Raw genomic sequence first — 20164 nt, 5'->3', positions numbered from 1 at the left:
ATTATGCCGATTGAAGTTACCAAACTAATTGTCAAATCTACCCTGCTGGAAGAGCAAAGCGACAACCCGGCACGTCAGCCTTACCCGGCACAGGATTTACAACAACTAAAGCAGGACATCCTGCAGGAATGCCAGCGGTTATTGCAGCAGGCGCAGTATGAACAGAGGCCGCGCTGATGAGTGGCAGTAAGTCGCTGTTAACCATCAGTTGTTGCGACAACAATGGCCAGCCCACAGGCGAAGGGCAGTTTCAGGCGATGATTAATCCGGCCAGCCTGAATCATCAGCTGGGTATTAGTTACAACACCGATAACAGCAAGAATTTACCAGTGGGTAAGTCGGCAGTAGAAAGCAAATTGAGCCAGTACCAGCAGGAAAAACTCAGCTTTGATCTGGTGCTGGATGGCACCGGCGTGGTGCCGGTATCAGGGCAACAGGTAGCGGATGTCAGTAAACAGGTAAAGCAGCTGAAAAACGTGGTGTATCACTACGTTGGTGAAAAACATGAACCCAGCATTGTAAAGCTGCAATGGGGCCAAAGCTTTAGTTTTGTCGGCCGTTTAAATAGCATGACAGTAGATTACACCCTGTTTAAACCCGGTGGAGACCCGCTGCGGGCAAAAATTAAGCTGAATTTTGGCAGCTACATGTCAAACAAACAAGAGGCACTAAAAGCTGACAGGCAATCACCGGATCTGACGCATCAGGTGCTGGTAAAAGCCGGTGATACCCTGCCTAATCTGTGTTACCGCATCTACCGTGACAGCAGCTACTACCTGGCAGTCGCTGAATTTAACCAGTTAGACAGCGTTAGCGTGCTTACGCCAGGCCGCCAGTTGTATTTCCCACCATTGAGGTAAGTTATGGCCCATTCTCCGTTACAAGGTGCAGACGGGCCGGTCAGGCTTAGCATTACCAGCGATGGTACCGCGCTGGCCGACAGCATCAGTATTATCAGCGTTGATATTACCAAGGCACTAAACCGGGTGCCGCTGGCTGTGCTGACATTCAGTGATGGTGATATGCCGGCGAAAGATTTTCCACTGTCGAATCAGGCTTCTCTGGTGCCGGGCGCAAAACTGGTGGTAAGTGCCGGTTATAGTGATGATGAACAACAAATCTTTAGCGGGGTAGTGGTTAAGCACAGCCTGGCTATCAGTGGTAACAATCAGGCAAAACTTATTGTTGAGTGCCGTGATCCTGTTTTTGCCGCCACGCTGGCGCGTAATAATGCCAATTATACTGACATGACCGACAGTGATATCTGGCAGCAACTGGCCGGTAAATATGCTGTTAGCTGCAACGCCACCGCCACCGCTGAAAGCCATGCCGAGCTGGTGCAGTACTACAGCACCGACTGGGATTTTATGCTGCTGCGTGCCGAAGTAAATGGCATGCTGCTGTGCGCCGATGATGGCAAGCTGAATATAGCGCCGCCGGATACCACAGCGGCGGCGGTGCTTAGCATTACTTACGGCGATGATTTACTCAGTTTTAATGCCAGCCTGGATGCCAGCCAGCAGTTTAGCTCGGTGAAAACCGTTAGTTGGAACCCCGCCAACCAGGAAATTCAAAGCGACGAAGCTGCCAGCGCAACCCTTACAGCCCAGGGCAATATAGCTGCCGGTACGCTGGCTGACGTAGCGGCAGTAAAAGCATTTCGTTTACAAAGTAATGCCCCGCTTACCGATGCCAGTTTAACCAGTTGGGCGAAAGCGCAGCAGCTTAAATCTGCACTGGCACGCATTCGCGGTGAGCTGCGCTGTCAGGGCTCTGCGCTGCTAAAACCCGGCGTATTAATTACGGTAAACGGTGTAGGCGAGCGATTTAACGGCGACGTTTTTGTGTCTCAGGTGCGGCATATTATTGAAGATGGCGATTGGATATCACAGGTAAGTTTTGGTATGTCGGCACAGTGGTTTGCGCAAAATACCGATATCAGCGCTCCTTTAGCGGGCGGTGTGTTGCCCGGTGTTAGCGGGCTGCAAATTGGCGTTGTACAGCAACTGGCTGATGATCCGGCGGGCGAGTGCCGCATTCAGATCAAAGTACCGTTGCTGGAAGCTGAAACCGAAGGGATATGGGCCCGTTTACTGAGTTTTTATGCCTCAAACGGCTTTGGCCAGTATTGTCTGCCAGAGGTAGGAGATGAAGTGATCCTGGGCTACCTGAATAATGATCCCTGTTATCCGGTGATCCTCGGTAGCCTGTACAGCAGTAATAAACAGCCACCTTATGCCGCTGAAGCGGCAAACAATATTAAAGCTTTTGTCAGCCGCACCAGGCTGACACTGGAGTACGACGAAGAGAAGAAAAAAATCAGCATCTTTACCCCCGCAGGCAATAAAGCCGTGTTAGATGACGACAGCAAAACCATTCTGCTGCAAGACCAGCATGGTAACAAGGTTGAGCTGTCTGACAGTGGCATTTTGCTTGATAGCCCCAAAGACATCAGCTTAAACGCCAAAGGCAAAATCAGCCTGCAGGCAGTGGGTAATGTTGAGCTGGCCGCCAAAGCCGATTTTAAGGCCGAAGCGCTGAATATCAGCCAGCAGGCTAATGTAAGTTTTACTGCCAAGGGGAGTGCCAGCGCCGAATTGTCTGCCAGCGGCCAGACTACGGTAAAAGGTGCCATGGTAATGATTAACTAGGAGTTTTGTATGCCACCAGCAGCGCGTTTAACCGATATGCACCAGTGCCCGATGCAAACCCCTGGCCTGCCGCCGATCCCGCATGTCGGAGGCCCGGTAATTGGGCCGGGTGTACCCACAGTGCTGATTGAAAAACTACCCGCAGCGGTATTGGGTGACAACTGTGTATGTGTGGGCCCGCCCGATAGCATTATTAAAGGTTCTGCTACCGTCATGATTGGCGGCAAACCGGCTGCCCGGCTCGGTGACACCTGTGCCCATGGCGGTGCAGTGGTAATGGGTGCACCCACCGTGATGATAGGAGGTTAAATGAGTACCGAGCAACCGGACAACGCATTTTTAGGCATTGGCTGGGCTTTTCCGCCTGGTTTTGGCCGTGGCAGTTGCCACTGCGAAATGGTGACAGATCAGCAGGATATAGAGCAAAGCCTGCGGATCTTGTTTTCTACGCGCCCTGGCGAGCGGGTAATGCAGCCGGAATATGGCTGTACCTTGCAGCGTTATGTATTTAGTACCCTGGATGAGCATGCACTGGCCAATATTATTGATGCCATCAGCCATGCGGTGCTGTTTTTTGAACCACGTATTCAGTTATTGCAGGTAACACCGGATTTACAGCAGATTTTTGACGGCGTGTTAATGCTGCAGCTCAATTATCAGATCCGTGGTACCAACAGCCGGCACAATATGGTGTATCCGTTTTACTTACTTGAAGGTACAGAGGTGGCGCAGTGACAGCCCGCCTAAGCTCATATGCACACTGGCCAGCGTTGTTTCATGCTGACGGCACTGTACAAAGTGAGCAGCGTTATGCGCCGCTGCAAAGCGGCTATTTTCAGCCCGACACACTGAATTTTAACCAGTTGCTGAGCCTGGCCGCCGGGCTGGCAGAGAATATCCGTTTTGTTGATCTGGACGGCAGCACGCAGGGCAGCTGGCACCAGCTATTCAGCCGCAGTGAACCGGCGATTCTGGCGCAGATAGCGGCACTGGACGCTAACCGGCTGCAACAGGACTGGGAAGTACTGCAACAGCAAACACCGCTGAGGCAATTTAGTTTTGTTATGGCGCTGCTACAGCAATATCACCAGTGGTACCACCAATTGCTGCAGCCTGGCTCTGAAACTGCTGTGATACTGGCCGATAAATTACACAGCAGCTGGCAAACCCAGCTGGCGCCTTATCTGCCGTTGTTACAGCAAGCCACAGCAAGCCTGCCCGTTGCAGCAGATCTGCACACATTGTTGCAGTTTGCCCCGGCAGGTTCAGCAACATGCAGCGTAGATGAAGCGCTGCAGCGCAGTGCTGCAGGGGCGATACAGCTATGCCGCTATTTGCAGCAGGAAACTGCCGGGCAACTTAACCAATTGTTGTGCTCTGGGCAAAATGAGCCGGCGCTGGCGTTATTTCTGGCGTTTTTGCGCTTATATCAGAACAACCAGCAACAGCTGAACCAGTTAACTGAGCGTCATCTGGCATTTTATTATGACGACTGCCTGAAAATGCCCTGGCGTAAACCGGTAGCACAAAGTATCTGGCTTAGCCTGCAACCTGTAACAGGCCCGGTATTGTTGCCAGCCAACACCCGTTTTAGTGCCGGTAAAACGGCCGACGGTAAGCCTCTGTTGTTTCATACTACTGTGCCACAGCATCTGCAGAGCGTGCAGGTGCATCAGTTGTACAGCCTGAGTTTACTCAGCAGTAAACGTATTTCACCCGAGCAGGAACTGGGGTTTGTCAGCCGTATATACAGCAGTGGCGCCAGTATTGAGGCATCCGGCGGCAGGCCGCTGTTTGTAGCGAATGACGGCATACCCCGTATGCCGGGGTTTGCCATAGTGTCGCCTACTTTACAGCTAAGTGAAGGCGAGCGCTGCATAGAGTTGCAGCTAAGTTTAACGCCACCGCAGCAACTGGCTGCCAGGTTAACCGGGTTGTTGCAGCGGGCAGATTACAGCTGGCCGCAACGTTTGCAGCAGGCACTGGCTGCAATTTTAACCACGCTGGATTACGCAGTATCGCCGGCACAGTTGCAGCAGGACGCCACTGTGCTGGCCGGCTGCCTGCCCGATTTACCGGTGATGCCGGTAGCGGAGCGCTGGCTGGCATTTTATCAGCAGGTGTTGTTGCTGTTGCTGCAGCGTACAGAGCAGCAGCCAGAGTTTAGCCGTTTGTTCGGTATGCTGTTTAGCTACTATCTGTTTGGGCCGGATAATTGGTTAAGTGCAAAAGACAGCCGGGTTATTTTAGCAAAGGCTGAATTGCTGGCGCTGAAAAGTGGTGATGTGCAAAGTTATCAATGTGTGCAGCAACTGCTTAGCGACGACAGAATGACGGTGTTTTACCGTTATTGCAGCGACCTGTTTTTATTGTCGCTGTCTACTGCCACAGGTTTTGTCAGTGTGGCTGAATATTCTGTTCAGCCGCTCGGCCCGACTATGCTGGGGCTACGGTTACGTTGTCAGTTAAGTAGCAGCTTTGCCGCCGTATGCGCTTTTGAAGACTCTGATGCCAGTATGCGCCTGACATTAAATCCTATGGCTAAGCTGTGTGGCTATTCGCTTTGCAGTCAGTTTGATATTGCCAGGTGCCGGCTGGAAGTCAGCGTAAAAAATGCCCGCAGCCTTAACCTGAGTAATCAGCTTGGGCCACTGGATGCCACTAAACCCTTCTGGCCGTTTGGCCCGGTACCTCTGCCTGGCAGTTACCTGTTGTTTAATCACAGTGACTGGCAACATAAACATTTACAGCAGCTAGAGCTTGAACTTGACTGGGCTGAACTGCCGGTTGGCAGCGAAGGGCTGGCTGGCCATTATGCGGCATATGGTGAAGAGATCAGTAATTACAGTTTTAAAGCCCGGCTGGCGTTGTTGGATCAGGGGCGCTGGCAGCAGGTAACTGAAGATGAACAACATCAGGCTGAGTTTTGCCTGTTTGCAGCAGCTCACAGCCATGCTCCGGTGCAGTCTAAGCAGCAACTGGTTTTCAGTGCTGTCAGTGGTTTCAGGTTAACGTCGGCACAGGCTGGCCAGCCGTATCATCCCGCAGCCAGTCAGGGTTTTTTCCGCCTTAGCCTGAGCCAGCCGGTCAGCGGTTTTGGCCATAGCCGTTATAGCACTGCGCTGAGTGAAACCCTGCTTTATAACGCTAAACACAAAAAGCCACGGCCACTGCCACAGCCACCCTATGCGCCGCTGTTGCAACTGCTGAGTGTAAGTTACAGCGCTTTTTGCGATATCCATACCAGCCGTGATCCGGCCACTGGCAGCCGGGATCGCTTGCTGCAGTTGTATCCGTTTGGCCAGCGCCAGAGTTATCCCAGCGCCCGGCGTGACGCCGTAAGGTTGCTACCGCATTTTGCGCATCAGGCTTACGTATTTATCGGGTTAACCGGGGCCAGCGTCAGCGGTCAACTGAGTTTGTTGTTTGACATTGAACCTGCCAGCGGCAGCAGCGATACCGTGCCGGAAAACGCGCTGCGCTGGCAATACCTGCATGATGATGAATGGCTGGATTTTACCGATCAGGCACTGCTGACAGACAGCAGCCGTGGCCTGACGTCAAGCGGTGCTGTGGTATTGCAGTTACCGCATGCACTGCAGCAACAGCATCAGTTAATGCCTGCGGGGCAGGCCTGGTTACGGTTGTGCTGCGCCGGGCAAAGCCGGCGCTATGGCCGTTTACAGCGTATTATGACCAATGCTGTGCAATTACTGGCAACAGAGCCATTAACCGATGCCGCTCTGCTAAGTCAGAGTGCCTTGCAATGGGCGCTGCAAAGTAAACAGGCAGGTATTACGGTTAGTGGTTATTTGCCCGTTTTACAACAAACCCCGCATAAGGAAAGCAGCGTAGCCAGAGTGCAGCGTATTGCCGAGCGCTTAAGCCACAAACAACGTGCCAGCACCGCCTGGGATTTTGAACGCCTGGTGCTGCAGGCTTTTCCGCAACTGGCTAAGGTAAAGTGTTTTCCTAATGCTGCGCTGGAACAAAGCAGCCTTACGCCCGGCCGGCTGCTGCTTATTGTGGTGGCAAAGCCGCAGGGCTGTCAGCATCAGGACTGCCAGCGCAGCCTGGTGAGCGGCGAGTTGCTGCGCCAGATTAAGCATTATGTTGCTGCGCTGGCATCGCCTTTTGCCAGCATTGAAGTAGCTAACCCCGGTTTTGAGCAGTTGCAGGTACGCTGTGCTGTGCAGCTTAATCCGGCGTTACACAGCGGTGATGGCTTACAAAGCCTGCAGCAGGCACTGTCTGATTACCTTTGCCCCTGGCATCAGCAGGGGCTGGATGCGCGTTTTGGCTGGCAGTTAAGGCCACAGTTAGTGCAATCTTTTATTCAGCAACAATCTTATGTTGACTACGTGACAGACTTTTCTTTGCTGCATATCAGCCAGTACGGCAGCCGCCAGTATCAATTGCAGGACAGTGCCAGCTACCAGGATACCGAACAACTGGTATTGCAGCCGGTGCGGCCCTGGAACTTACTGACACCGGCGCGGCAGCACAGTTTACGTTTGCTGGCAGTACCACAGCCTGAGCTGGCGCAGCGCACCGGTGTTAGCGAGCTTGAAATTGGCCATACCTTTATTATTCAGCAGGAAGCACGCGATGGCTAAACGTAACCGTAATACGCTGAAAAACTTTTTCCGCGATGGCGCTATGCCGTCGGCGCAGGAATTTTCTGATCTGATTGACTCGTCACTCAATACACTGGAAGACGGTTTTGATAAATCGGCCCGTTATGGTTTTGAAATCACGGTGTTGGGTAAACACACCGAACTACTCAGTTTTTTCCGCGATAACCTCAGCGAGCAGCCGTTGTGGAGCGTCAGCTTTGACGAGAGCAGCAATGCCCTGCAATTTAAGCATGCTGATCAAGCACTGCTAAGCCTTACCCCTCAGCAACGGCTGGGCATTGGCACAGCTAACCCGGCCAGCACGCTGGATGTCGCCGGTGTGATCACGCAACAGGGGAGGCAGGGTTATCAGCCCACCGGCAAACGTCAGGTGCCTGCCAACGGGCAGTGGCACGATATCAGTGGCCCGTTGCAGGGCTGTCAGGCATTTGAGGTAATGGCCGGTACCGGCAATAAAGGTACTGGCAAGTACGCTTTGCTACAGGCGGTGGCACTTAATACGTTTAATCCGCAAGGCTGGTGGTTTAATTTTCTCAACCGCAAAAAGCGCATTAAAGTGCAGCAGGCGTATTATTTATCACGCAGTTGCAAGCTGGATTTACGCTGGCAGGCACTGGAGCAGGGCTATTGTCTGCAGTTACGTTCACGCACGGATTTAGGTGTGAATGTTCGTATCAGCTACTACCTGACCCAGCTTTGGTTTGACGCTGACATGAGCCAATGCTGGCAGGACGGCGCCGGTACCAGCGGAGGCAGTGATGACTGAATACAGTATTAAGCGGCGCCAGACACATGAAAAAGACAGCTTTACAGCCTTAAAGCAACAAGCGCTGGCCGATATTCAGCAACTGGCCGGTAAGCGCTGGACCGACTACAACCTGCACGACCCCGGTATTACTTTGCTGGAGCAACTCTGTTTCAGCCTGACAGAGTTGCAGTACCGCTGTAATTTTCCGATGGCCGATTTGCTCAGCAGCCCGGATGGCAAAATAAACTTTGCCGCACTGGGCCTGGTATCGCCGGAACAAATTCTCAGCAGCAGGCCAACTACTGCTGCCGATTACCGCCGCTACCTGTTGGATCAGATACCGCAACTGGCCGACATTTATCTGCTGCCCGGCAAGGTATTAGGGTTGTACCGCGCCGTTGCGGTGGCAGCACAGCCAGATGAACCTGCGGCACCACTGATTGCAGCTATCAGGCGCTGCTACAGCGCGCAGCGCAATTTGGGTGAGCAACTGGGGCAGATAGATATTATTGCGCCGTTGTACTGTGAGCCGGTGGCTGAGCTTGATGTGCAGTCATCTGCTGATCCGGTAGAGCTGTTGGCAGAGTTTTACTACCGTTGCCAGCAATTGTTGCAACGCAGCAGCGCCCGGCGCAGCTATACCGATCTGCTGGCACAGGGTGCTGATTATGAACAGCTGTTTACCGGGCCGCTAACCACCGGCGGCGTGCTGGAATACAGCGAAAGTGAGCAGCGCCAGTTACATATCACCGACTTTTTTCAGCCACTGCAGCATATTGATGGTGTAGTGCAACTGCGGCAGTTTCATCTGCGCTGCGGGGGCAGCCCTTGTTATGATAATTTGCCATTGCAACAAGGCTTACCGGTATATTATTTACCCTTGCCTGATGCCGCGAGCCCGCCGCAGGTGCGCCTGAGTATGGGTAATAAGAGCATCAATATTGATTGGCAAGCCGTTGTACAGCGTTATCAGCAAAAACGTTTTCATCAATACAGCCGCTGGCAAACGGATATTGCAGCCTTATGCCCGCCTCCGGCCGGCCGTTACCGGGCGTTGGGGCGTTATCATTCCTTGCAGACACTACTGCCGCAAAACTACGGCCTGCAAAGGCCGCTGGCACAAAGCTCGCCCCGTCAGTTACAGTTAAAAGGCTACTTACTGCTATTTGAACAGCTATTGGCAAATTTTCTTGCACAGTTGCAGCAGTTGCCCGCATTGTTTTCACCGCAGCATATTACGCAGAGCTATTATTATCAGTCTTTGCGCAATTCCGGTATCCGCGATCTGGATGCGCTGTTATATCAGGATATGGATGCCACCCAGGCACAGCTGTACCAGCGGTTGGACAATGTGCTGCAACGCAAACACCGGCTGCTGGATTATCTGCTGGCACTCTATGGCGAAAGCCTGCACCAGCATAGCCTGCAGCATTTTGATTACTACCATACTGCACAGTCAGCGGAACTCAGGCGGTTGCAGCAAAAAGTCAGTTATTTACAGCAAATCGTTGTAATGACGCGGGACCGGGTGGCGGCACCGGATCATTATGCGCCACTGTGGCGTGATGCTGTAGGGGGCTTTGTACGCAAACAGGCACTGGTGCTGGATTTGGCGCAAACGGCTCAGTCATTAACCACAGCTGTGCTGCAACACAAGTTGCGGCTGCGCAGCGATACCGACCAACTGCAACAGCTTTATCTGGATGAAACCAGCAGCAGTGCATTAGTACTGCTGCCAGTACCTCCGTTACGCTTGCGCTATGCCGCAGATAGCCAGGCACTGCGGCGTAAGCTTGACGATGCCTGTTGTTTTGACGGTAACTGCCTGCCGGAGATCCTGCTGCAAACCGGTATTCAGCTAAGTAATTACCGTATTTTGCTGCAGCAAAACCGCTATCAGGTGTTACTTAAGGTACCGCACAGCCGGCAGGATGAATGGTGGCTGGTTGGCAGTTACCGTTATTATCGCCGGGCGTTGATTATGGCCAACAGCCTGGTGATGTTTTTGTCTCATGTCAGCCGTGCCTCTGAAGGCCTGCACGTGATGGAGCATCTGTTATTACTGCCGTCACAAAGCAGCGAAGCAGAACTGCCCGCTACATTTTATGCAGGCAATATCAGCATATTGTGCCCGGCCTGGACCGCACGTTTTGCCGATGCCGGTTTTCAGCAACTGGTGTGTGAAACACTACAAATGAACTGCCCGGCGCATTTAAGTTGCCGGGTGTTTTTTCTTGATTTTGCCCAAATGAACCGGTTTGAGCGCTTGTTTAAATACTGGCGCTCAGCGCTAAAAGCTGATCGGCAAGGGGCGGATAAACAACGCCGGGCACTGGCACAGTTTCTTTATCGCTTAAACCAGCCAGCGGGGGATGCCCATGCACCAGCTGATGCAGGTTGAGCTTGATTTTCAGTGCTATTCAACAACGATGGCACAGTGGTTTAATGAAGCCGGTGAGCAATTGTTTGTTGAAGAGCTACTGCCCGTTGCCCGGCAGGTATTAGACGAGTTTGACAGCGGTATTACAGTGCGGCTTGATGAAATTCAGTTACAACTGCCGCCGCTGCATTTGCCTGCCGATCGTTATGTGTTGCAGCATTGTTTTCGCGAAGCACTGCGCCAGCAATTGTGGTTGTTATTGCCAGCGGCGATACCGCAGCCAATAGCGGCGAAACGACAAGGCTTGACAGCCGCGCAACAGCAGCAACTGATCACGGCATTACAACAGGCCGACAGTAAAACATTACAGAAACACTGGCCGTTATATTTGCAGCACGCTACACAACTGCTGGCTGTACTGCAGTATCTGGCCAGCCACAGTAACTTATGCCAGGCTCTGGCTTTTGGTTTAAGCCATACCATGCTGGCGCAATTGCTGCAGTTACTGGCACCGTCCGAGCAACGCTTTATGTTACAACTGATGGCACAGCCGCAGTTATTCAGCGTGGTGCAGGGCCGCAGTAATTCTGCTGTTCAATATCAATCGGCATCGTTACCACCGCCAGCGCTGCAGCAACGGCAGCGCCATTTGTGGCAACTTAGCCTGAGCTATTTGCTGGTAGAACGTGGCAGCCAGTTTAACCGGCGCAGTTACCTGCATTATTTACTGCGCAAAATGGCGGCACACGACAACTTGTCGGTGCAAAGCCTGGTGCAGCACATGTTGTTGACTTTACAGCGCAGCCGTCAGCTGTTTGCCCGCCACAGCCCTTTATTGCTGCAACTGACAGAATTACTAACCGGTATGGCAGATGCTCCCTTATCGCAGCCAGACTCAACCAGCATTACCTCTGTTAAAAAAGCACCGCAAGATGGCTTAACGGCATCTCAGCGTCAACAACTACTGTTAGCATTACGTTTGGCCGATGACCCGGCCCTGCAGCGAAACTGGGCCTTTTACCTGCAACATAGCGCTGAGCTGTTAACCATATTACGGCAATTGGCCAGTCACAGTGATATATGCCATGTGTTGGCCTTTGGTTTAAGCCAGGCCATGCTGGTTCAGCTATTGCAATTTCTGGCCCCGTCTGAACAGCGGTTTATGCTGCAACTGATGGCTCAGCCGCAGTTATTCAGTGTGGTGCAAAGTAGTATTAAGGCCCAGCCCCAATCTCAATCTGCGCAGTTACCTCCCCCCGCCTTACAGCAACGCCAGCGCCATTTGTGGCAACTGAGCCTGAGCTATTTGCTGGTAGAGCGTGGCAGCCAGTTTAACCGGCGCAGCTACCTGCATTATTTACTGCGCAAAATGGCCGCGCATGACAACTTGTCGGTGCAAAGCCTAGTGCAACATATGCTTCGGGTATTGCAGCGTAGCCGTCAGCTGTTTTCCTGGCATAGCCCGTTATTGCTGCAACTGACAGAGTTGCTGGCAGGTATTGCAGAGTTCACGCCACAGGCAGCAGATGGCCTGGATAACAGCTTCAGTGCTTTACCGGGTTATTTTAGCTACCGTTTGACACAGCCGGTAACGGCTTTACCTCAGGTTGGCGCAACACGGCCTATACAACGCAGCGCGTTACAGCATCAGGCCAGGCGCTGGCGGCAGTGGCAGCAGCTGTTATTGCTCGGCCAGCTTACACTGGCGCAGCAGCGGCAGTTTAACCTGTTGCTGCGCCAATTGTTGCAACAACCCAATGCTTTATGGCTGGATGGCTTACGCCAACAGTTGTCGGGCAGTTCGTTATTAGCGCGCCTGGTGCAGTATGCGTCTGATGATCATTTGCAGCGGTTGTTTCAGCAGTTACAGCCTGCCAGCTTTGCCAGTATGCAGCCCTATACCAGCCTGCTGCAGTGGGGATTGGGGGGCATCAGCCTGCCTTTGCCGTTATATCGTCAGGCGCGCTGGCTGCCACTGCTGCAATGTAGCCTGCAGCGCCAGCCCCTGACATTGCCATTGTTAATAAGCCAGTTGCAGCTGTGGTTAGAAACTGAAACCGGCAGTGCCGCCAGCCGTACACTGTTACAGCAACTGGCGCAGCAACTGCAGCACTACACCGGTAATACGGCACAGGGCAGCAGGCCACAATTGCTGCAACAGCTAACGGTACAACTGGCGGCAATGGCTGTTTCTGCCACTCCTGCAGCACTGCCTGCTACAGCCGCAGCACCAAAGGCTGCAGCATCTGGTAATGCTAAGGTGTTGCCGGTATCGTCGTCGCTGCTATCCGGTGTGGCGCAAGATAATGTCACTGGCAGGGGGCCTGACGGGCAAACACAGGCACAAATACACAGGGTTGCCAACGCTGGTATAGTGCTGGCAGCGCCTTATATACCGATGTTACTGCAGCGGCTGGGGTGGGTATCGGCACAGCGCTTTATCAGTACGGAACAGGCCTGGCAGGCGTGCGCTTTACTGCACTATATGGCCACAGCACACTGGCAGGCGGAACTTGTACCGGATTACTGGCAGCAATGGCCATTGCCTATGTTGCTAAGCGGTGTACAGCCGCCTTGCCCGGTAGGGTTTGTACCACAACTAACTGATGAAGCTCTGGCGATGGCTGATAGCCTGTTGGCTGGCATACTGGCACAGTGGCCAAAGCTGGCCGGCAGCACAGTAACCACGTTACGCGAGTGTTTTTTGCAGCGCGGCGGTACGCTGGAGCGCGCTGGCAATGGCTCCGGCTGGCAGCTGCAACTGGACAGCGGGCCCTACGACATGCTGCTTGACGGCTTGCCGTGGTCTTATTCGCTGATCCGTTATCCGTGGATGCAAGGAGAAGTGTATGTTCACTGGCGCGGTTAAACTGCAACATAGTGTAATGCCTGATAACGCCGCTTGCATGCAGCAGGAACTGGACTGGCTGGCGCGTTGCATTGAGCTCAGGCTGCATAGCTATTTTCAGCAACAGCCGCTGAATATGCTACAGCAGGCAGCAGCCCCGCAACTGGATGCCACGCAGGGCAGTTATGCCGCTTTTGTTATTAAACAACAGCTGAGCGCCGCGCAGCGGTTGATATTAATACTGGCACTGGCACCGCATTTACAGCCGCAGTTGCTGGATACCTTTTTTGTGCGTAATGAGAACCTGGCACGTAATTTCAGTGAATTTGGCGGCTGCAGCACTAAGCAGCATCAGGGCTTTATGCCCAGTGCGCAAACGGCAGCATTTTTGCTGGCAGCTAATGATTTATCAGCCCGGCTGGAGGTAATACAACTGCTGCAGCCAGACCAGCTACTGTGCCGGGAAAATATTATCCGTCTGCGCCACGACGAGGCAGAGGAGCCTTTTTTAAGCGCCCGGTTAACGGTTAGTGCAGAATATTTGCAGCTGTTTTGCAGTGGAACCAGACAAAAACCTGATTACAACATTCACTTTCCGGCCAAGCTGCTTACCACGCCATTAAACTGGCAGGATCTGGTATTACCGGCTGCAGTCATGGCTGAGGTGCAGCATATAATCGGCTGGGCCGAGCATCAGCATACTGTAATGCAGCAATGGCAACTGGGCCGCAGTATAAAACCCGGTTACCGGGCGTTGTTTTATGGCCCGCCCGGCACCGGTAAAACCCTTACCGCTACCTTAATTGGCCAGCAAACCGGTGCCGATGTTTACCGGATAGATTTATCTGCCGTGGTATCCAAGTATATTGGCGAAACCGAAAAAAACCTTGCCACTGTATTTGATCAGGCTCAGGCGCGGCACTGGATTTTATTTTTTGATGAAGCCGATGCGTTGTTTGGCAAACGTACGCAAACCAGCAGCAGTAACGACAGATACGCCAATCAGGAAGTATCTTACCTGCTGCAGCGCATTGAAGATTTTCCGGGTGTAGTGCTGCTGGCCAGCAACCTTAAAGCCAACATTGATGAGGCTTTTGCCCGCCGTTTTCAGTCGATGGTGTACTTTCCGTTACCGGACATCTCTGAGCGTTTACGGCTGTGGCAGCATATTTTGGGTGAGCATGTTGCGCTGGGCAGTGATGTGGATCTGAATTATCTGGCCCATGAGTTTGAACTGGCTGGCGGCGCAATGACCAACGTAGTGCGTTATGCCGCAGTGGCTGCGTTACTGCGTAACGACAAAGCCCTGACACAAGCTGATTTGCTGCAAGGTATAAGCCGCGAGCGGCGTAAAGAAGGCATGATGGTATGAAGCAATGGATGCTGGCACTGTTGCTGTTATGTCCGGCCTGGCTTAATGCCGCCGTAACCGGTGTATGGCAACCACTGGAAAGCCGCGAGCTGGGGTTTTATCAGTTAACCGGGGCTGATTTAACCGCCCTGGCAGAACGACAGGCACAACTGGAGAAACTGCTGGCCCTGCAGGATATTATCTACACCGAGCAGTACCTGCTGGACAACGCCGTGCGCACTGCTTTGCGGCCGTTGGTGCATGATTACGAGCATTATGTTACTGAACTGGTAACTAAAGTTACATTAGCGCCGGATACTGCCGGTAGTGCTGAAAACCAGTATGGTTATGTAGTAAGTGCACAAAAGCTGAAAGATTTGCAGCAGCACAGTGCTTTTGTGGTAATAACCGCGCAGGACAGCAAGCAGCTGGCATCTTTACAGGACGCGGTATTTCGTCAGCAGGATCTTCTGGATACAGCGCTGGATTTAGTGGGTTTTGCGCCAAATATTGCCAACCAGAGTTGGCCGGTGGCAAAGCGACAATTGCTGTATCAACAGGCGTTTAAAACCGGGCCGGTTAGCAGTATGGCACCACTGCAGTGGCAACCTGTGGCAGACTGTGGTTGTGCGCCGCAAGTGCCGTCTCAGGCTTCTTTTGTTAATTTCAGTTATGCGTTGCAGCCATACTGGCTGAACGCACCCCAGCAAGTCGATTTTGCCAGCCTGCACCGCATAGGCTTGTATGCCTTTACTGTCGACAGCAATTACAAACTGCAGCCCCCGCCAAACTGGCAGAACAAACGGCCTTTTAATGAGTTTATCAACCAGGCGCAGGCACATAATAATTATCTTGATATTGTGGTCAAAAATCAGGATTTGCAGCTTTGGCAAAATGCCCGCGCACAGCAGGCACTGATAGACGATATGCAGTCGTTGCTCAGTACTTCGCTGCAGGGCTATTGGCTTAATAACCTGCAGCCGCTGGTGACTTTAGGGTTAAGTAAAAAGCGCACAGTAGCAGATGGCATTACGCTGGATTTAGACTTAAGGCAACTACCACAGCAATATCACGGCACAGTGATCAGTTTTATTAAAACGCTAAAACTACAACTCAACCACCAGCAGCCAACGACAAATACCGACACTTATTTTGTTAACCTGACGGTACCAATCAGTGCCTTGCTGCGCCAGACAAAATCGGTACCGGATGATACGAAAGCTCAGGTTCAGGAACTGGGTTTTTATACGCTGGATAATCTGTTAGCCGTCGCGCCTTACGTTAACCTGTTGCTGATCCGGTTTGATGACAAAGCCCAGCTAAGTAACAGCACAACAGAGCAGCTGTTCAGTACCGAAGAGTTGGGGTTCAGGCTGGGCATGCAGCAGTTAAAGTCGGCAATCGACAGTATGGATACAACAGCCGATGCCAATATGTTGCTGGAAAAAATGTTGCCGGTATTTCATATCCGGCACTTTGCCGATGCCGACAGCTTTGCCAATGAATTAACCTATGCCAACTGGAATTTCAGTGGTGCGGGGCTATGGAGTATGCCGCTTAACGAAGCGCAGTACAGCCGGTTAAGAGCCGCTTTTAATCCGCAGATACAAACCGACAACCAGTTTTATAAAACGTACTTAACCGCCTCGGCAGCTTTGTGCAACCTGATTTGCCCGAACCGCTGGCAAGCCCGCCTGTTACTGTTTAGCCTGGTATCGTTGCTGGCGTTATATGGTGTTATTTCGTTGGTGTTATTTGAGCTTAGGGTACTGTACCGGCAACGCTACTTTATAAATTTCCTGCTGCTGCAACCCTTCTTACTATTGCTGATCCTATGGTGTGATCCATTCTGGCACCGATATCAGAATCTGGTGTTAGCCGTGGCTTTATTTATTACCTTGTTGCTGCAGTGGTATTTTCGTAAGCAACAGCAACAACGTGAGCATTATCCGTAGATAACCGTTTGTCAGTAGCTGTGTACAGTGCACAGTATTAACCTACACTTTATTAACCTGCAGCCGCAGTACAGGCTTTGCAAACTTAAGGAAACAACCATGAAATTTGTTCTTGGCCGTACCTCACAATTACAACAACCTGCAGCTATGGCACCAGGCAGCGCTGCCAGCACAGCTTTACAGCAAAGTAGCCGGCAACAGCAGCAGGCCCGCCAGTTACAGGCGCTAAAACATGGTAATGCTGCTTTAATTCAGCACAAGCCAGATGAAAGCACGGTAAGCCAGCAAGCAGCGCTGGAAGATGAAGAGCCTGTGCAGGGCAAGTTTGACCCAGTGCAGCAAGTTGGGCTTGAAGAAGAGGAACCACTACAGGGCAAGTTTGATGCGGCACCAGCCAATAACACCGGTATGCCGGATCAGCTAAAAAGTGGCATCGAGAGCCTATCCGGCTACGCGATGGACGATGTAAAAGTGCACTACAACTCAGCCAAACCAGCACAAATGCAGGCCCATGCTTATGCGCAGGGCACAGATATTCACATAGCGCCGGGGCAGGAACAACACCTGCCACACGAAGCCTGGCATGTAGTGCAACAAAAGCAGGGCCGGGTAAAAGCCACCACCCAGCTAAAAGGCGAAGCGATAAATGACGATCCGGGCTTAGAGCATGAAGCGGATGTGATGGGGGCTAAGGCGCTGAACGCTGCTCAGGTAACCACACAATTATCGTCTGTTGTTCACAGCAGGCTGGTGCCAAGTGAAGTAGCACAAAGAGAAGTCGTTGCTGGTACTTTGGTTGTAAAAGAAGGAGGCTACCCTTGTTTTGCTTATGGTGGTAAGAAATATCATATAAATGAGAATGACCCGAAACATGTTACCTGCGATTCAGACGGTAGGACGCATTATTATTTCAAAGGCAGCGGTACTGGTATTGTAGGGATTGTTGGGTCGGGGAAAAAAGACAAAAAATTTAAGTTTGAACAGTTACCAACAGGAGTACAGGATTTTATTAAAAATAACTACACAGCAATAGTTACAGCCACTGAGGTTGGTACTATTGATTTGTAAGAGCTAAAATCTAGTGAAACTTTAATTTTATGTTAGCATAAGGCCGCATTTACGGCCTTGCTATATTTCAGCGTGAAATTACGACTTCCTGATTATTGATAATATCCAGTTGCATCAGGCGGTTCTCCCGGGTTGCAATCACACGTCGTTCAGGAGTGATGGTTAAATCAAATACACTGTTATTTGTCCGGATAACATTACAGCTTTGTGTGTCGAGATCCCACTTTATTAGTCCGCCAAGAGTAATGAATAAATCATTTTCAAAACTGTCGTAGTGCATGTTGCCGATGTAGTAGCTATCAGGATCTAGCATATTTCGGCCATACATGTCCTTACACTCGATATCAAGTAGGGCTGCACTCATATCGGTCAGGTTCAACTGATACAACTTGCCACTATCTGAGTTGGCCATAAATAAGCGATTATTAATATTATCCAGTTCCAGCTTTGTTAAACCACTAATATCATCGCTGCTACCTGCAGGCCTATTTAATGTGATAAGTTCACGGCTTAAGTCATTGAGGCTTATACGATAAAGCTGATTGATTAGCGGTTTGGCAGTAACCCAGAGCACGTTGTTCTTTTCATCAAACACTGATGAAGTTGTATCCTCTAATAGTGGTCCTGTACCCGCCTGATCTGAAGCCAGAGTTTGCCGCTCGGTGGAGCCTAAGTTGTAGGCTACTACACCGCCGGGGTATTGTAATATAAGCCGGTCGGCATTTTTATCCAGATGCAGGCCGCCTGCATAATTGCTGCCTATACCGTCAATTTCAGCCAGAAGAGTTCGATGGCCATTGACCATGTTAATTTTTAATAGCGCAGGGCTATTATTAGTGCTGTAGTCCCAAACATAACTTGTACTGCTTGTAGTATCATAAGCCAGATAAGTAGGACTAAACATCTTGCGACCTTCGCCAACTCCTGCACTATATGCGGTTGAGCGTTCTCCCGAGCTAAGGTCTATTGCTTGTACATAATTGAAACCTGATTCTCCAATAAGTAAGCGATTACCTGGCAGGTCAACGGCCAGACTTAAAATTTGCGAGAGGTTGTAGTCAGGGTAGTCCTCATCGGTTGATAAAGAGCTGACTTCTCCAGTTGATAAGTTTACGGTGGCTACGCCTGATAAACCGGCAACAAATACTTTGTTAGTATCTTCTGGATGCACGGCCAGTTTGACCGGGAAATAGGGTAACAGTGGTGCTATTACCGTTCTATTTCCGTTTGCGAGGTTCAGGCTAACGAGGCCTCTATTTTGCAATGAATCAATTGCAATGATGTTGTTCCCTACAATAGCAAGGTCAGTTAAATAGAATTTCCCTCCAGTGCCTTTGTCTGTACTAGCAATTAACTCCCATTGCAGATTTGTCAGGTTAATTCGATATAATTCAGTATCACCATATTCCGTAGACTCAGTCTCACTGCGCATAAAGCTGACATATAAGTGATTGTTTGCAGCGTCATACGTGGAGGATAATTGAGACAAGGTAACATTGCTATTTGTATCAAGGCTGTAGCTCAATAGGGTTGACAATATTCCAGTATCTAATGATAGCGAATAGAGGGTGTAAGTATGACCATATAAAGTACTGTAAAGTAGACTATTAGTGCTACTAATATATTGAGGTTGATATAACAGAGGATGGCGGGACTTTACCTGATATTCGCCTGTTGTTAAATCAATAGCAATGATATCAAGTTCATTGATATCCTCTGAGTAAACTTGACCTAATAAACGGCGTCCTTCGCTATCAATAGCAAAATTGATTGGTGGCTGCTGGGTGCTGATATGAATTACAGCAGCTTCGTTAGCGGTACCATTTGTTTCTGTTGCTTCTACAGTCAGCGTGCTGTTGCTGGCACTGGCTAAAGGAACCTCAACACTCCAGTCAGTTAGCGTAGTTGCAGCTTCTGTGCTCATTGCTCCTACCATATTAACTGGTGTTTTAAATGTTGCATTAATGCCATTTACTCTAATATTCGCTATACCTTTACCACTACTGGCGTTACCGGAAATTGTAATTTTATCAGTATAAACTTTGGTATTATTTAGTGGAAAGTGCACTGATACTTGCAAGTCAGATACTGCTGTACCGACAGTTGTACTGCGAAATGTTGCGGCGACATTGCCTATGGTTAATGTTGTTTCCTGAATAGTCTGGTGAGTTGCAGCAGAGGTGTGCCGCACTTTGACTTTATCGCCATTTACTACTTGGCTTGCAGCTGCTGTAAAATTAGCATTATTAATGCTGTACTCTCCGCCTACAACCTTAATGGGGACGGCTGTATTGATCCCGGAGACGGAAACCTCTGCTGATGTGATAACGCTGGATAACGCCACTCCGGGTTGGGCTGCAAAGTTAAAAGCATTAGGTGTTGTCAGCTTAGCTGTCTGAGGATTTGATTCATCTGAGCCACTGCCACCACATGCGAGCAACAAACTCCAGCTGGTAAGCACGAATAAAGCAGATATGATTTTTTTTATTCTTTTTATCATTACTTTGCGTCCAATGCGATGAATAG

At 50.9% G+C, this 20164-nt stretch carries 13 protein-coding genes; 12 read left to right on the top strand and 1 reads right to left on the bottom strand.

Annotated features, from left to right (window positions below):
* Window positions 1-3 precede the first annotated feature (3 nt).
* From J3B89_RS00565 to J3B89_RS00510, 12 genes are all read left to right on the top strand, one after another.
* Window positions 4-177 carry a DUF5908 family protein gene (locus J3B89_RS00565; protein ID WP_215395576.1) on the top strand — a complete coding sequence of 58 codons (174 nt, stop codon included), beginning with the start codon at window positions 4-6 and terminating at the stop codon, window positions 175-177.
* Window positions 177-860, top strand: a complete 684-nt coding sequence (locus tag J3B89_RS00560) for a CIS tube protein (RefSeq protein WP_215395575.1) — start codon at window positions 177-179, stop codon at window positions 858-860. The genes J3B89_RS00565 and J3B89_RS00560 overlap by 1 nt, the downstream gene beginning before the upstream one ends.
* Window positions 861-863: 3 nt before the next feature.
* Entirely contained in the window at window positions 864-2651 is a 1788-nt protein-coding gene (vgrG, locus tag J3B89_RS00555; RefSeq protein ID WP_215395574.1) for a type VI secretion system tip protein VgrG, read from the top strand.
* A gap of 9 nt (window positions 2652-2660) precedes the next feature.
* On the top strand, window positions 2661-2960 hold the full coding sequence (locus J3B89_RS00550) for a PAAR domain-containing protein (RefSeq protein WP_215395573.1): 300 nt from the start codon (window positions 2661-2663) through the stop codon (window positions 2958-2960).
* A complete protein-coding gene (locus J3B89_RS00545) occupies window positions 2961-3386 on the top strand; it encodes a GPW/gp25 family protein (RefSeq protein WP_215395572.1) in 426 nt (141 codons plus the stop codon).
* The gene (locus tag J3B89_RS00540; RefSeq protein ID WP_215395571.1) at window positions 3383-7267 is read left to right on the top strand and encodes a baseplate J/gp47 family protein; all 3885 of its coding nucleotides are present in this window, start codon (window positions 3383-3385) and stop codon (window positions 7265-7267) included. The genes J3B89_RS00545 and J3B89_RS00540 overlap by 4 nt, the downstream gene beginning before the upstream one ends.
* The gene (locus J3B89_RS00535; protein WP_215395570.1) at window positions 7260-8054 is read left to right on the top strand and encodes a hypothetical protein; all 795 of its coding nucleotides are present in this window, start codon (window positions 7260-7262) and stop codon (window positions 8052-8054) included. The genes J3B89_RS00540 and J3B89_RS00535 overlap by 8 nt, the downstream gene beginning before the upstream one ends.
* Window positions 8047-10437: a hypothetical protein gene (locus J3B89_RS00530; RefSeq protein ID WP_215395569.1), complete on the top strand. Its 2391-nt coding sequence runs from the start codon at window positions 8047-8049 to the stop codon at window positions 10435-10437. Before J3B89_RS00535 ends, J3B89_RS00530 begins: the two co-directional genes overlap by 8 nt.
* Window positions 10415-13285 carry a contractile injection system tape measure protein gene (locus J3B89_RS00525; RefSeq protein WP_215395568.1) on the top strand — a complete coding sequence of 957 codons (2871 nt, stop codon included), beginning with the start codon at window positions 10415-10417 and terminating at the stop codon, window positions 13283-13285. The genes J3B89_RS00530 and J3B89_RS00525 overlap by 23 nt, the downstream gene beginning before the upstream one ends.
* Window positions 13266-14636, top strand: coding sequence for an ATP-binding protein (locus J3B89_RS00520; RefSeq protein ID WP_215395567.1), 1371 nt, complete (start codon window positions 13266-13268; stop codon window positions 14634-14636). The genes J3B89_RS00525 and J3B89_RS00520 overlap by 20 nt, the downstream gene beginning before the upstream one ends.
* On the top strand, window positions 14633-16570 hold the full coding sequence (locus tag J3B89_RS00515; protein WP_215395566.1) for a hypothetical protein: 1938 nt from the start codon (window positions 14633-14635) through the stop codon (window positions 16568-16570). The genes J3B89_RS00520 and J3B89_RS00515 overlap by 4 nt, the downstream gene beginning before the upstream one ends.
* 99 nt (window positions 16571-16669) lie before the next feature.
* Complete coding sequence (locus J3B89_RS00510) at window positions 16670-17638, top strand: eCIS core domain-containing protein (protein ID WP_215395565.1); 969 nt, start codon at window positions 16670-16672, stop codon at window positions 17636-17638.
* A 67-nt stretch (window positions 17639-17705) separates the two neighbouring features.
* Here the strand turns inward: J3B89_RS00510 and J3B89_RS00505 are convergent, their stop codons facing one another.
* Complete coding sequence (locus J3B89_RS00505; RefSeq protein ID WP_215395564.1) at window positions 17706-20138, bottom strand: hypothetical protein; 2433 nt, start codon at window positions 20136-20138, stop codon at window positions 17706-17708.
* Window positions 20139-20164 lie beyond the last annotated feature (26 nt).

The sequence above is a fragment of the Rheinheimera oceanensis genome (genome assembly GCF_018831085.1).
GTDB classification, from domain to species: domain Bacteria; phylum Pseudomonadota; class Gammaproteobacteria; order Enterobacterales; family Alteromonadaceae; genus Alishewanella; species Alishewanella oceanensis.
Note: the sequence above shows the minus strand (reverse complement) of the source record. Positions and strands in the feature narration are given on the sequence as shown.